This window comes from Krasilnikovia sp. MM14-A1259 (assembly GCF_047159535.1).
GTDB lineage: Bacteria > Actinomycetota > Actinomycetes > Mycobacteriales > Micromonosporaceae > Actinoplanes.
In genome coordinates this window covers 7,847,774-7,861,679 of sequence record NZ_BAAGAJ010000002.1, presented here as the reverse complement: position 1 = coordinate 7,861,679, position 13,906 = coordinate 7,847,774, and the positions used below count along the sequence as shown (strand labels likewise).

At 70.0% G+C, this 13,906-nt stretch carries 13 protein-coding genes; 1 reads left to right on the top strand and 12 read right to left on the bottom strand.

The annotated features are described in order from the left end of the window. Positions 1–133: 133 nt before the first annotated feature. From ACMCNK_RS35460 to ACMCNK_RS35405, 12 genes are all read right to left on the bottom strand, one after another. Positions 134–2,317 carry a discoidin domain-containing protein gene (locus ACMCNK_RS35460; RefSeq protein ID WP_412740699.1) on the bottom strand — a complete coding sequence of 728 codons (2,184 nt, stop codon included), beginning with the start codon at positions 2,315–2,317 and terminating at the stop codon, positions 134–136. Between the two features lie 226 nt (positions 2,318–2,543). Then, entirely contained in the window at positions 2,544–3,557 is a 1,014-nt protein-coding gene (locus tag ACMCNK_RS35455) for an NADP-dependent oxidoreductase (protein ID WP_412740698.1), read from the bottom strand. Next, a complete protein-coding gene (locus ACMCNK_RS35450; RefSeq protein ID WP_412740697.1) occupies positions 3,554–4,678 on the bottom strand; it encodes a phosphotransferase family protein in 1,125 nt (374 codons plus the stop codon). The genes ACMCNK_RS35455 and ACMCNK_RS35450 overlap by 4 nt, the downstream gene beginning before the upstream one ends. Then, entirely contained in the window at positions 4,675–5,421 is a 747-nt protein-coding gene (locus tag ACMCNK_RS35445) for an SDR family oxidoreductase (protein WP_412740696.1), read from the bottom strand. The genes ACMCNK_RS35450 and ACMCNK_RS35445 overlap by 4 nt, the downstream gene beginning before the upstream one ends. After that, entirely contained in the window at positions 5,418–6,230 is an 813-nt protein-coding gene (locus ACMCNK_RS35440; RefSeq protein ID WP_412740695.1) for an SDR family NAD(P)-dependent oxidoreductase, read from the bottom strand. Before ACMCNK_RS35440 ends, ACMCNK_RS35445 begins: the two co-directional genes overlap by 4 nt. After that, the gene (locus ACMCNK_RS35435) at positions 6,227–7,492 is read right to left on the bottom strand and encodes an acyl-CoA dehydrogenase family protein (protein WP_412740694.1); all 1,266 of its coding nucleotides are present in this window, start codon (positions 7,490–7,492) and stop codon (positions 6,227–6,229) included. The genes ACMCNK_RS35440 and ACMCNK_RS35435 overlap by 4 nt, the downstream gene beginning before the upstream one ends. Positions 7,493–7,563: 71 nt before the next feature. Then, positions 7,564–8,574 carry an AraC family transcriptional regulator ligand-binding domain-containing protein gene (locus tag ACMCNK_RS35430; protein ID WP_412740693.1) on the bottom strand — a complete coding sequence of 337 codons (1,011 nt, stop codon included), beginning with the start codon at positions 8,572–8,574 and terminating at the stop codon, positions 7,564–7,566. A gap of 151 nt (positions 8,575–8,725) precedes the next feature. Beyond that, positions 8,726–9,703, bottom strand: coding sequence for an undecaprenyl-diphosphate phosphatase (locus ACMCNK_RS35425; RefSeq protein WP_412740692.1), 978 nt, complete (start codon positions 9,701–9,703; stop codon positions 8,726–8,728). A 150-nt stretch (positions 9,704–9,853) separates the two neighbouring features. Further along, complete coding sequence (locus ACMCNK_RS35420) at positions 9,854–10,459, bottom strand: dihydrofolate reductase family protein (protein WP_412740691.1); 606 nt, start codon at positions 10,457–10,459, stop codon at positions 9,854–9,856. Positions 10,460–10,555: 96 nt separating this feature from the next. Beyond that, positions 10,556–10,783: a hypothetical protein gene (locus ACMCNK_RS35415; RefSeq protein WP_412740690.1), complete on the bottom strand. Its 228-nt coding sequence runs from the start codon at positions 10,781–10,783 to the stop codon at positions 10,556–10,558. Between the two features lie 16 nt (positions 10,784–10,799). After that, positions 10,800–11,864, bottom strand: a complete 1,065-nt coding sequence (locus tag ACMCNK_RS35410; protein ID WP_412740689.1) for an LLM class F420-dependent oxidoreductase — start codon at positions 11,862–11,864, stop codon at positions 10,800–10,802. Between the two features lie 6 nt (positions 11,865–11,870). Next, positions 11,871–12,962, bottom strand: a complete 1,092-nt coding sequence (locus ACMCNK_RS35405; protein ID WP_412740688.1) for a Zn-dependent alcohol dehydrogenase — start codon at positions 12,960–12,962, stop codon at positions 11,871–11,873. Between the two features lie 103 nt (positions 12,963–13,065). Between ACMCNK_RS35405 and ACMCNK_RS35400 the strand changes: the two genes are divergently transcribed. Beyond that, the gene (locus ACMCNK_RS35400; protein ID WP_412740687.1) at positions 13,066–13,728 is read left to right on the top strand and encodes a TetR/AcrR family transcriptional regulator; all 663 of its coding nucleotides are present in this window, start codon (positions 13,066–13,068) and stop codon (positions 13,726–13,728) included. Positions 13,729–13,906 lie beyond the last annotated feature (178 nt).

Genomic DNA, 13,906 nt, shown 5'->3' with positions numbered 1-13,906 from the left:
CGGATGTCGGAGGGACCCATCGGATGCTAACTGGGCCTGACCCGTTTCGCCGGGACCGGTGATGTGTTGTTCTCATGCGTGGCGGCTGCTGGTGGTGCCGACGAAGCCCGGCGCCACCACCAGCAGCAGCTGCCTAGGGGAACGTGACCACGCTGACCGGTACGGTGTCGGTGCCTTGCGCGGGCCCTCCGGTGTTGTTGACGACGTGGTCGATGACCCCGACGCCACCCAGCGACACCGTGAAGACGTTGTGCAGCTTCACCCCGCTGTTGACGGGGACCTCGAAGCCACGGTCCGAATGCACCTGCGGGTTGACGTTGAAGTAGCAGTAGCTACCCATCGCCCAGGCTTCGTGGCTGGTCACGCCGTCCGCGACCTGGTACGCCGCGTACCCGTTGGCGCCGGAACGCCAGCTCGCGTTGTTCGGCGGGTCGTACGGCTGTTCGTTCTGCAGGAAGTACGTGCGGCCGCCGTTGCCGTTCCAGCGCACTTCGTACTTCTGGTAGTGCTCGACGAACAGGCCGTACGCGGTCACGTTCCGGCCGTTGACGATCAGGCCGGTGTCCGCGGTGTTGATCGTCCAGCCGTACGTGCCGGCGGTGCCGTGGTCGGCGCGCCACGCCCAGATGTGGTCGATGATGGTGTTGTTGCTGTTGACCAGCAGGCTGTTGGTGGCCTTGCCGGGCATCGAGCCGCCGATCCGGAAGAACACGTCCTGCACGGTCGTCGGGTTCGCGGCGTGGTCGGCCGAGGAGCCGTTCGGGCCGATCACGAGCAGGTTCGGCGAAGTGGTGGTGCCCGCGTCGAAGAGCAGGCCGGAGAGCTTCACACCGTCCACGTCGGCCACCTGCATGGCAGTGACACCGCCGTCCGGAATGATCGTGGCGTAGCCGAGGCCGAGCACCAGGGTGTTCGCCCGGGTCACGGTGATCGTCTGGTTGATGTGGTAGATGCCCGGTTGGAAGAGCAGGTTCAGGCCCTGCGCGAGGGCGTCGTTGATCGTCGCGGCACTGTCGCCGGGCTTGGCGACGTAGAACTGCGTCAGCGGGACGGAGGTGCCCGGGGTGTTGCCGTTCGCCCAGGTCACGCCAGCGGCGTTGGTCTGCAGGCCGGGGACGAACACCTGGTACGCGCCGGCGGCCTGGTAGAGGTACGGCTTCTCCCGGATGACCGGCGTGGTGCCGATCGTGGTGTACGGCGGGTTCGGGAAGCTTGACGCCGGCGCGCCCTTGACCCCGACGAACGCTTGGTTCCACACCGCGTTAAGGCTCGAACCGATGATGCTGTTGCGGGTGAGCCACTGCTGCTGCGAGTACTGCTGCTCGGCGCCGCTGATCCGGGAGTCGGCGATGTACCCGCCGGACGCCCAGCCGTAGCCGGCCGGGGCGAGGTTGAGGTCTCCGTGAATGTCCATCCGGCGGAACGGCGCGGCCTGCGCGACGGCCCAGCGGTCGGCGCCGGAGACCGGATAGAGCGAGAGGTTCTCCACCGAACGCCAGAAGTTCTGGGTGGCGTTGCCCTGGAACCATCCGGCGTCGACGGTGATGTCGCCGTTGATCCGGGTGTCCTGCGGGTTCTGGCCGAGACCCAGCACCGAGGTGTAGAAGCCGACCTGGATGTTCAAGCCGTTGTAGGTGCCCGGCTTGAACGCGAGCACGTACCGTTGCGGGCCGAACTGGTTCGACTCCTGCTGCCGGAAGATCGTGTCGGCCTGGCTCTGGATCGAGGCGGACGACATCGACGGGTCGAAGACGATGACGTTCGCGCCGAGGCTGCCGCCGCCCGGCAGCGCCGGCCCGGTGGTCGTGCCGAAGACCTTGAACTCCCAGAGGGAGTAGCCGTATCCGGTGGCGCGCTCGGTGCCGTACATGCGGACGTAGCGGGCCGTGGCCGCAACCGCAAGGCTCTGCACGCCGACGACGCCGGCGGTGGCCGCGGTGGCGTCGGTCCAGCCCACACCGTCCGCAGAGGTCTGAATCGTGAAAGACCTGGCGTACGCGGCCTCCCAGGTCAGTTCCACCCGGGTGATCTCTGCGCTGGCGCCCAGATCGACCTGCAACCATTGCGGGTCGGCGAACGCGGACGACCAGCGGGTGCCGGCGTCCCCGTCGACCGCGGCGGACGCGGCGTAGACTCCGGGGTTCTCCGACGACGAAGCGACCGCCGGTGCGCCCTGCGACAGCAGCGTCTCCGCGGCTGCAGCGCCGGGCGCGCCGATCGCGCCGACGCCGGTGACGACGGCGGCCACCATAACGCCGGCGGCAGCCAGGTGCCATCGGCTACGTGATCTTCTCGGGGGGACGGCGACGATGTTCATGGCGTCTCCTAGACATGGCGGTGCCGACGCGGGGGATGCGCGTGGGCGTGGGAGCCGGGGAATCTCCCATGGCGAATGTCCAGATAGAGCGCTCCATCAATGCCTGAATGTTAAGTTTGTTACGGCATTGTGTCAAAGCCTGACGACGTTCCGCTGTGGGCGAGCTTCGCGACACGCTGTAAAGGCGAGCAGGTAAGAGACACGCCCCGGCGTGGGCTGATCTTGTTCAGTCATCCGCCACCTTGAGCACGAGCTTGCCGGTGTTCTGGCCGTTGAACAGCCGCAGCAGGGCCTCAGGGAACGCCTTCACGCCGCCGTCCACCACGTCCTCGCGCGAACGCAGTTTCCCGGCCGCCAGCCACCCGGACATCTCGGCGGCGGCCTCGGCGTACCGGTCGGCGTAGTCGAAGACCACCATGCCGGTCATGGAGGCCCGGTTGACCAGCAGGGACATGTAGTTGGCCGGACCCTTGACCGGTTCTGTCGCGTTGTACTGGGAGATCGCGCCGCAGATGACGATGCGGGCGCCCCGGGCCAGCCGGGAAAGGACCGCGTCGAGGATGTCGCCGCCCACGTTGTCGAAGTAGACGTCCACCCCGTCGGGTGCCTCCTCACGCAACGCCGTGCGGACGTCGGAGGACTTGTAGTCGATGCAGGCGTCGAAGCCGAACTCCTCCACGACGAGGCGGCACTTGCGTTCGCCGCCGGCGATGCCGATCACCCGGCAACCCTGGAGTTTGGCGATCTGGCCGACCACGCTGCCGACCGCACCGGCCGCGCCGGACACCACGACGGTCTGCCCGGGCTGCGGGCGGCCGATGTCGAGCAGCCCGAAGTAGGCGGTCATGCCCGGCATGCCCAGCACGCCCAGGTACACCGGCAGGGGCGCCAGCGCCGGGTCGACCTTGGTCAGCCCCCGGCCGTCCGACAGGCAGTACTCCTGCACGCCGAGGGTTCCGTACACATGGTCGCCGACCGCGAAGCGGGGGTGGCGGGAGGCGACGACCCGTCCCACACCTCCGGCGCGCATGACCTCGCCGATCCCGACCGGGGGGATGTAGGACTTGCCTTCGTTCATCCAGCCGCGCATGGCCGGGTCCAGCGACAGGTAGATCGACTGGATCAGCAGTTCGCCATCGCCCGGCTCGGTGGCCGGTTCCTCGACGTACTCCCAGTCGGTGGGCTTCGGCAACCCGACGGGGCGGGCTGCCAGCCGGTACTGACTGTTGATGCGGCTCATCTGGAGGGCTCCTTGGTCGTCGAAATAAGGGTGGCAGCGGTTTGCGGGGACATCTTGCGGGCGCGGCGGATGATGCGGCGGCATCGCAGTTCGAGGACCACGACGGCGATCCCGAAGAACCGGAACTGTGTGTTCGTGGTCTGCCTGCGCAGATACCGCTGGTACACCTGCTGGGCGATGACGGCGACCCGGAACAGACCGAAGACCTGGTACCAGGCCCATTCGGCGCGGGTGACCGCGGCGCCGGTGCGCGCGCAGTAGTACGCGACGACCTGCTCGCGCGTCATCATCCCGGGCAGGTGTGTGGGCTGGCGGCGGAAGAGCCGCATCAGTGGTTCGTCGCCCGGCTCGACCCAGTACCCCAGCGAGTTGGCGAGGTCGAGGATCGGGTCACCGACGGTGGCGAGTTCCCAGTCGAGCAGGCCGATCGGGCGGGTCGGATCGGCCGGGTCGAGCACCACGTTGTCGAAGCGGAAGTCGTTGTGGACCAGTGTGTGCGGCCGGTCCTCGGGCTGATGCTCGTCGAGCCAGCGCATCACCGCCTCGAACGTGCCGACGTTGCGGGTCCGCGCCCTGCGGTAGCGCTCGGACCAGCCGGCGACCTGCCGGGCGACGTAACCGTCGCCCTTGCCGAGATCGCCGAGACCGGTGGCGGCGACGTCCACCGAGTGCAGATCGGCCAGCAGGTCGATGACGTTGCGGCACAGTGCGGCGGTCTGCTCGCGATCCAGGTGTACGCCCGCAGGAAGTTCCTTGCGCGGGATGAGTCCGCCGATCCGCTGCATGACGTAGAAGGGCGTACCGATGACCGAGGTGTCCTGGCACAGGGCCACGGTGCGGGGAACGTACGGCAGATGCCGGGCGAGCTGGGACTGGATCCGGTGCTCGCGGACCATGTCGTGCGCGGCGTTGACGTGGTTGCCCCTGGGCGGCCGGCGCAGCACGAGGTCACCGCCGGGGTAGCGCAGCAGGTAGGTCAGGTTCGACACGCCGCCGGAGAACTGCCGTACCTCGGGAACGGTGGTGAGGTCGATGTCGGTTCCGGTGGCGTTCGCGGCCAGCCAGGCGGCAACGGCGCGAGTGTCGAAGGCGTCCTCCGCGCGCACGTCCCGGTCGCTCATGTGAGCCTCCGGACGACGCGCAGTGGCAGCACCTTCATGGCGGCGCCCAAGGGCACCCAGGGCCACTGCGGAACGTACGCTCTGATGCGCCGCTGCTCGATGGCGCGGACCATCGCGCGCACCCCGGTCTCGGTGTCGACCATGAAGCGGGTCTTCTGCTCGACGTGGGCGTTCATCTCCGAGCGGATGTAGCCCGGATAGATCACCGACACGTCGAGGCCCTTGATGCGCTCCGCGCGCAGGCCCTCGGCGATCGCTGCCACGCCCGCCTTCGTCGCGGCGTACGTGGTCATCGAGCGGCGCATGCCGCGCAGCGCGGACATCGAGGAGATGAGCACGAGGTGGCCGCGCCCCTGTTCGCGGAAGATCTCCAGCGCGGCCTCGCATTGCGACAGGGCGCCGACGAAGTTGGTCATCGCGGTGGCGAGGTTCGCGTCGGCCCGGCCGGTGCCCAGCGGGGCGCCCTTGCCGAGGCCGGCGTTGACGATCACGCGATCGAGCCTGCCGTAAGTCACGGCGAAGGTGTGGAAGACCTTGGTGACCGCCCCGGCGTCGGTGACGTCCAGCGCGGCCGTCTCCACCCGCCGCCCGGTGTCGGTGCGGATCCGGTCGGCGAGCACGTCGAGCCGGTCTGTGCGCCGCGCGCACAGCGCCAGGTCGTAGCCGAGCGCGGCGAACTGGCGGGCCATCTCCTCGCCGAGTCCGGCGCTCGCACCGGTGATCAGGACGACGCCGCGCGTCACGGCGTCTCCCGGACGGTGGCGTCCTCGCCCAGTTCGATCTCGCGGATCCGGGCGCCTGCGGCGATCATGCGGCGGTCGTAGAGCGGACGGGCCAGGCGCTTGGTCCAGAACGCTCGCCGGGCGGGCCGGTCAGGCAGGACCAGGAAACGCCTGGCGTCGACGCCCCGCAGGACCCGGGCGGCCATCTCGTCGGCGTCGAGCGGCGCGCGGGCGATCAGCCGGGTGGCGATCCGTTCCATGAGCGGGTCGTCGCCGCCAAGGGAGGCGGCCAGATTGGTACGGAAGAACGACGGGCAGACGACGCTGACGTCGATGCCCCAGGGGCGCAGCTCGTGGCGCAGCCCTTCCGACAGCGCGACGACGGCCGCCTTGCTGGCGTCGTACGAGCTCATCGCGGCCGGGTGGGTGAGCCCGGCGATCGACGCGACGTTGACGATGTGGCCGCGTTGCTGTGCCTTGAACATCGGCGCGAACATGCGGCAGCCGTTGACCGTGCCGAGGACGTTGATCTCGAGGATCCGTCGCCAGTGCGCGTCGTCGAGCCGGTCGACCCGCCCGCCCGCGGCGATGCCCGCGTTGTTGACGAGCAGGTCCAAGCCGTCGAGGTCGCGTTCGACCCGGTCCAGGGCGGCTGCCCAGTCATCGAACGAGGTGATGTCCAGCCGCTGGTACAGGGCGCCGGCCGGTACCTCCAGGTCCGGCGCCAGGTCGGTGACGAGCACCCGTTCCCCGCGGGCCGCGAGCCGCTCGGCGAGGGCCCGGCCCAGGCCGGAGGCACCGCCGGTGATCAGGACGCGACGCCCGCTCACCGCAGCGCTCCGTGCTTGCCGAGTTCCGCACGGGCGACGATGCCCTTGTGTACCTCGTCCGGGCCGTCGGCCAGGCGCACGGCCCGGGCCGCGGTCCACGCGCCGGCCAGGGGGAAGTCGCTGGACAGCCCGGCACCGCCGTGGATCTGCATGGCGAAGTCGATGACCTGCTGGGCCACGTTCGGCGCGGCGACCTTGATGGCGCTGACCTCGCTGACCGCGCCGGTGGGACCGTAGGTGTCGAGTTTCCAGGCGGCGTGCAGGATCAGCAGCCGGGCGGAGTCGATGGCGATGCGGGCCTCCGCGATGCGTTCCCGATTGCCGCCGAGGTTCACCAGCGGCTTGCCGAACGCTTCGCGCGACAGGCCGCGCTCGCACGCCAGGTGCAGCGCCCGCTCGGCCAGGCCGATCATGCGCATCGCGTGGTGCACCCGGCCCGGCCCGAGCCGGCCCTGCGCAAGCTCGAATGCCCGGCCCGGTCCGCCGATGACATTCGCGGCGGGAACCCTGACGTCGGTGAACGACACCTCACCGTGCCCGAACGGTTCGTCGAGGAATCCCATGGTGTCGAGCATCCGCTCGACCTTCACGCCGGGGGTGTCGCGCGGGACGAGCACCATCGAGTGCCGGGAGTGCTTGGGGGCGTCCGGGGCGCTGAGACCCATGACGATCAGGACGTCGCAGTCCGGGTGGCCGATGCCGGTCGTCCACCACTTGCGGCCGTCGAGCACCACGTCGTCACCGTCGACCACCGCGGTCAGCTGCATGTTGGTGGCGTCCGAGGACGCAACGGCAGGTTCGGTCATGGCGAACGCCGACCGGATCCGCCCGTCGAGCAGCGGGTCGAGCCACCGCTCGCACTGCTCCGGCGAGCCGTACCGCAGCAGCAGCTCGGCGTTGCCGGTGTCCGGTGCGTTGCAGTTGAACACGTACGGGGCCAGCGCCGACCAACCCGTCGCCTCGGCGATCGGCGCGTATTCCACATTGGTCAAGCCCGCGCCACCGCGGGTTCCGAACCGCTCGGCGTACGGGCCCTCGTGCCCCGCCGGCAGAAACAGGTTCCACAGGCCCTGGGCGCGGGCCTTGGCCTGCAATTCGCGTACCTCGTCGGGCACGCGCCAGAGGTCGGCTCCGCCGCCGTGCCGGCGTGCCTCGCTCGCCCGGGCATTCAGGTCACGTTCGACCGGGGCGATCTCGGCCGCGACGAAAGCGCGGACGGACTCCGTCAGGTCGGCGGCGCGGGGGGACGGACTGAAATCCATGACCTCAGCGTAGGCGGCAATCCGGCAAAAACTTGATCGTACGCGACAACGACTTGATCGTACGCGACATCTCAGTCCCGGCTCCGGGCCTCGCGCCGCAGCTGCGAGGGCGTGCGCCCCCACCACCGCCTCGCGCACCGGGTCAGCACCGCCTGCTCGGCGAAACCCACCAGGTTGCTGACCTGAACGAAGGGCATCGTCGTGGTGGTGAGATACGAGCGCGCCCGATTCCGGCGCACCGAGTCGAGAACGGCACCGAACGACGTTCCCTCCACGGCGAGCTGCCGCTGCAGTGTCCGCGGATGCACCGTCAGCACGCGCGCGACGTCGGCGAGCTCGGTCGAGGCGGTACCCAGCGACTGCTCGAGCACCGCGCGCACCCGCGACGTCACGGCCTTGCCCACGCCCGGGGACTGCCGCGACAGGAAAGCCAGCGCCAGCCCGCGTACGGTCGCATCGACGCCGTCCAGTGTGCGCGACAGCAGGCTGGACGGCAGCCGCAGCACCGCCTCGGTACGCCCGAAACGCACGCGCGCGCCGAACGCCTCCTCGTACCGCTGCCGGGGTGCGACCGGATCGTGGGGCAGATCGACCGACTTCAGCCCGTATTTCCCGCCGGCCAGGAACATCACCGTCCGGTGCAGGAACAGCACCGTCATGTCGGTCGCCTGCGGCAGCGGCCGTACCCCGGGAAAGGTGTAGCGGAGCGCGACCACACCGCGGTCCCCTTCCGGGTCCTCGACCAACGAAACGCTCTGGTCGCGGGCGTGCACGAACATGTAGCGCGACGTGCATTCCAGAGCATCGGCCACCGACGGCGAATGCTGGATCGCGAGCGCCAACGGTCCCAGCAGGCCAAGCTCCTGGGCCTGACCCACCCGCAGCCCGAGATCGGGACAGCCGAGGTCGGCGGCCGCCACCTCGAGGACCGCCGCCAGCTTCGAGTCCTCGACCAGCAACTCGTCGGTGTCCAACGCCTCCACCGGCAGGCCCACCCGCCGCGCGCAGCCGACGGCGTCACCGCCGAGCGACTCGACGACCTGCCGGAACTTCTGCAAACCGGCGGAACGGACCAGAGACACCCCTACAGGCTATGTGCCGGCCCGGCGCGGGAACCGCCCGGTCAGCGTTGACCGACCAGCAGCCGCACGGCAGCGCCCGTCTGCAGCCGCACGGGCCCCGCTCGTCGGCACTGCCTGACCGGTGCCACGCTGAGGATGCCGGGTTAGGGCATCAGCTCAGGGCGAGCCAGGCGAGGCTGGCCACACCCGCGGCGACGCAATAGATGGCGAACGGCGTGAGGGTGCGGGTCTCGAAGTAGCGGGTCAGGAAGCGCAGCGACACGTAGGCGGCGACGCCGGCAGCCACGCTGCCGACGACGACCTGGCCGAGGATCCCGTGCCCGGCCGGGCCGGCCAGCTCGGGCAGTTTCAGCAGACCTGCCGCGGCAATGACCGGGGTGGCGAGCAGGAACGCGAAACGGGCGGCATCGTCATGGCGCAGACCGCGCACGAGCCCGGCGGTGATGGTGGCGCCGGAACGGGAGATCCCGGGCAGCAGTGCGAGGATCTGCGCCGCACCGACGCCGACCGCCTCACCCCAACCGAGGCGGCCCAGCCGGGCATCGGCCGCGGCGTCGTCCTGGCCGTGCAGGCCACCCTCCGAAGACCCGGCCGTGGTGTAGACCTGGACCCGGGCGGACCCGCGATACTCGACCACACCGACCGGTACGGCCGCGCTCGCGGCCGCGCCGGTGCGGCTGCGCAGCCTCTCCACCGCGAACAGCACACCGCCGTTGAGGATCAGGAACACCGCGGCGGGGACCGGTCGGCCCAGCACCGTACGGATGGTGTGCTCCAGGGCCAGGCCCACCACGCCGACGGGGATCGTGGCGGCGATCAGCAGCCAGGCCAGCCGTTCGTCGGGGCTGTCCACGCGGCGGTGGCGAATCGAGGTGATCAGCCCGCGGATGATGCGCTCCCAGTCACGGCGGTAGAACACCACCAGGGCGACGGCGGTGGCCACGTGCACCGCGACGAGGAACGCCAGGTACGGCGAGTCGGTCCCGGCCATGTCCAGGTTGCGGGCCCAGGTCCCGCCGATCAGCGCGGGAATGAGGATGCTGTGACCGAGGCTCGATACGGGAAACAGCTCGGTGACGCCCTGTAGCAGACCGATGACGATGGCCTGGACGTAGGTCAGGTGCGCCAACGCGACCTCCTTGGCGGCGACGGGACGGAGGCCACCACCATACGGGTCGGTCGGGCGTGCACCACGCCGGCTTCATCTGCCCTTCATGTCGCGCACCGGTCTGCGGACCAGGAGCGCGCGGCTACGTCACGTCGCACAGCGCCTGCGGAGTCAGCGGACGCGGCGATAGCGGATGTGGGTGGTCAGCGGCGAGTGAAGCACCTCGGCGGGTTCGAACCCGAACGACTCGACCCCGTCGAAGATGCGCTCGCCCGAACCGAGCAGCACCGGTGCGATGTCGAGGGTGAGCTCGTCGACCACTCCGGCGATCAATGCCTGCCGCACGGTCGAGGCCCCACCGGCGATGTCCACGCCCTTGTCCCCGGCGGCCTGGCACGCTGCGGCATAGGCCGCGTCGAAACCCTCGGTGACGAAGTGGAAGGTCGTCCCGCCCTCCATCTGGATCGGATCATGTCCGTAATGGGTCAGCACGAACACCGGCGCGTGATACGGCGGCTCGGGGCCCCACCACCCGGTCCATTCCTCATCCCAGTCCCCGCGGACCGGGCCGAACATGTTCCGGCCCATCACATACGCGCCCCGCGGGCGCATGAGCCACCCGTTCGCGATCTTGTCGGCATCGTTGGCTCGAGGGTCGCCGATGTGCCAGCCGTGCAACTCCCGCCCCCGCTTGCCCAAGGGATCGTCGCGGCTCTGGTCCGGCCCGGCGACGAAGCCGTCCAGCGAGATCGACATGTGGCAGGTGGTGTCCGGCACTGGCGAACCTCCTGAGTGATTACGACCCGCAAGCAGTCGGACGGTAGCAGGTGATGGCAGACCGCGGACGCTACACACGGGATGATGACGCGGAGGTCAGACCAAGATCACCCCCCACGGGTGCACGGCGACGGCCGCCTTGCCGGTAGGTGCTGGATCCGCCGACAAGACGGCCGAGGAGAGCCGGCCGGTCCGGCGCCGGCCGTCCCACATCGTCACCTCGACGCGGGTGCGCCACAGGCGGGCCAGGTAGGTCATGGTCAGGTAGCGCCGCTCCAGCAGCGCGCGCACCCGGTCCGAGGTGGTGAACTGGTTCGCCTCCACCCGGTCGGGACGACGCTCAGCGTTGCTCGCCGCACCGCTCGTCGAAGATGCGCCGAAGCTCGGCGACATCCTTGACCCGCTCGGCGCGGGTGGCGGCCAGCGGTGACACCACCATCGTCGTGACTCCGGCCGAGGCGAACTCGTCCAGGCGCCGCCGAATCCCACCCGCCGGGCCTACCATGGCGGTGGCATGCACCAGGTCATCGGGAACGACAGCGGCCGCCTCGGCCCGGCGGCCGTCCAGAAAAAGCTCCTGGATGCGTGCGGCTTCGGTGGGGTAGCCGTAGCGGCGGATCAGGTCATTGGAGAAGTTCCGGCCGCGTGCGCCCATCCCACCGATGTAGAGGGCGAGTTGCGCACGGTGTCGGCCGAGCAGCTCCCGGGTGGATTCGGCGATCGCGAACGGGACCGGCGCCATCACGTCCAACGGGCCCAGCTCCGGATCACGCCGGGCCAGACCCGCGGCGAGCGGCTCGGCGAAGACCCGGGACGCGGCCCGCGGATCCAGGAACAGGGCCTGCCAACCCTCGGCGATCTCGGCCGCGAGCGCGACGTTACGTGGGCCCATCGCGGCCAGCAGGATCGGGATACGCGCCCGCACCGGACGGTTGATGAGCTTGAGTGGTTTGCCGAGGCCCGTCCCCGAGTCCGGCGGCAACGGGATGCGGTACTTCGTTCCGTCGAAGGTCAGGGTTTCCCGGCGCCAGACGCGGCGGCAGATCTCCACGGCCTCGCGGGTGCGGGCGAGCGGCGCGTCGTAGGCGACCCCGTGGAAGCCCTCGATCACCTGCGGACCGGATGCCCCCAGGCCGAGCGAGAAGCGGCCGCCGGACACGTGGTCGAGTCCGGCCGCGGTCATCGCGGTGAGCGTCGGGGTCCGGGTGTAGAGCTGCATGACTCCGGAGGCGAGCTCCAGGCGTGTGGTCCGGGCCGCCAGGTAGCCGAGCTGACTGACCGCGTCGAAGCTGTACGCCTCCGGCACCACGACCAGTTCGGCGCCGGCCGCCTCGTACTCGACGATCTCCTCGGCGGCCTGCGCGAAACCCTCGCCGTCGTATCCGAGCTGAACACCGAGGCGCATGGCGGCTCAGGCACCGGTGTCGTGGACGATGACCTGGCGGATCACGTCGCCACGGCCGAGCGCGGCCAGTGCGTCGTCGAGCTGGTCGAGGCGCAGCCGGTGGCTCACCATGCCCTCGAGGTCGAGCCGGCCGGCCCGCCACAGCGCGACCAGGCGGCCGAAGTCGCGCGGAGGGTCGGCCGAGCCGTAGAGCGACGGGATGATCCGTTTGCCCTCGAAAAGGAGTTCGAACGGGCTGAACTCGACGTGGTGCTCGGCGCGCCCGGCGCCGACCACGACCACGGTGCCACCCCGGCGGACCGCGGTCCACGCCGTACGCAAGGTGGCGGGCACGGCCACGACGTCGAACGCGTAATCGACACCCTCGCCGTCGGTGAGCTCGGCGGTCAGGTCGCTGAGGCCGTTCGGGGTGACCGCGTGCGTCGCGCCGAACCGGCGCGCCACGTCGTGTTTGGCCGCCACGGTGTCCACCGCCACGATGACCGCCGCGCCGGCGAGCCGGGCGCCCTGGATCGCGGCGATGCCCACGCCGCCGCAGCCGATGACCGCCACGGTGTCCCCCGGCCGGACGGCGGCCGTGTTGACGACCGCGCCGACACCGGTCGTGACCCCGCAACCGAGCAGGGCGGCCACCTCGTACGGCACATCCGGGGCGATCTTCACCAGACCGGCGCGGTGGACGACCATCTCCTCGGCGAAGGCACCGCAGCCGACCATGCCGAAGGCGGGGGCGTCGCCGACCATGAAGCGGGGCATGGCGTAGCCCGACATCACGTGCGCCATGCACAGGTACGGCTCGCCGCGCCGGCAGGGCGCACATGCGCCGCAGGCCGGCAGCCAATTCACGGTCACCCGATCGCCGGGGGCAAGGTCCTCGACGCCGTCGCCGACCTCGAGCACGTCACCGGCCGCCTCGTGCCCGAGGACGGCCGGCACGGGCTGCGGCAGACCACCATCGCGGGCGGACAGGTCCGAATGGCAGACACCGGCAGCACGGACCCTGATCCGGACCTCGCCGGGACCCGGCCCGAGCACGGTCACATCGTCGCGGATTTCGAACTTCTGGTCACCGATCGCGTGGAGAACAGCCGCCCGCATTCTGACCACTCCTCGGAATTAGAACGTGTTCTACGTTAACCGGCCACGCCGTACCGAGCAAGCGATTGGTCACCACCACCTGCTTGCCGTCATAATGTGCCTGGTGACGACCGCAAAGAAGGCCGTACGGGCCAGCACAGTCGCGCCGGCCTCGGAGCGCCGCGCGCATCTGGTCCAGCTGGCCGGCGACCTGTTCGCCGAGAAGGGCTTCCGGGCCACCACCGTCCGCGAGATCGCCGACGCGGCGGGAATCCTCTCCGGCAGCCTCTACCACCACTTCGACTCCAAGGAATCGATCGGCGACGAGATCCTCAGCACGTTCCTGGACGACGTGCTCGCCGGCTATCGCGCCGCGGTGCACGACGCCGACGATCCGCGTGCCGCGATCGAACAGATCGTCCGGTCCAGCACCGCGACGCTGAGCCGGCACCGGGCCGCGCTCACGATGCTGCAGAACGATTGGACCTACTTCAGCGGACAGCCGCGCTTCGCGTACCTGCGCACGGCGATGAAGGAGATCGAACGGATCTGGGTGCAACAGCTCGAGCGAGGCAAGCAGTCCGGGCAGTTCCGGGACGACCTCGACGCTCGCCTGACCTACCGGCTGCTGCGCGACATCCTGTGGATCCCGACCTCGTGGCGGCAACGCCCGGCCAGAGCCTGGCGCACAGATCAGATCGTCGACGGCCTGCTCCGGCTGATCTTCGATGGGATCAGCGCGCCTGCTGCACCGGCGCCGCAGCGACGCAACGCGCGCAGCAGGTAGGCAGGCGGCGCGACGCATCGTGGGTCACACGGGTCCGGCAACCTGCTAGTGTCCCCAAGCAAGCGCTTGGTGGAATCCGTGTGACGAATCCGGGGAGGACGCGATGGGGCGGCTGGACTGCAGAACGACGCGCACCACCGGAGGCGCCCACGACGGCCAGCACCGCGGGGCGCGCTGA

Excerpts from the sequence above, each read along its gene's own strand:
- ACMCNK_RS35410 (WP_412740689.1), bottom strand. The coding sequence starts at position 11,864 with ATGCGCCTCGGTGTTCAGCTCGGATACGACGGCGAGGGTTTCGCGCAG.
- ACMCNK_RS35455 (WP_412740698.1), bottom strand. The coding sequence starts at position 3,557 with ATGAGCCGCATCAACAGTCAGTACCGGCTGGCAGCCCGCCCCGTCGGG.
- ACMCNK_RS35450 (WP_412740697.1), bottom strand. The coding sequence starts at position 4,678 with ATGAGCGACCGGGACGTGCGCGCGGAGGACGCCTTCGACACTCGCGCC.
- ACMCNK_RS35460 (WP_412740699.1), bottom strand. The coding sequence starts at position 2,317 with ATGAACATCGTCGCCGTCCCCCCGAGAAGATCACGTAGCCGATGGCAC.
- ACMCNK_RS35435 (WP_412740694.1), bottom strand. The coding sequence starts at position 7,492 with ATGGATTTCAGTCCGTCCCCCCGCGCCGCCGACCTGACGGAGTCCGTC.
- ACMCNK_RS35405 (WP_412740688.1), bottom strand. The coding sequence starts at position 12,962 with ATGCGGGCGGCTGTTCTCCACGCGATCGGTGACCAGAAGTTCGAAATC.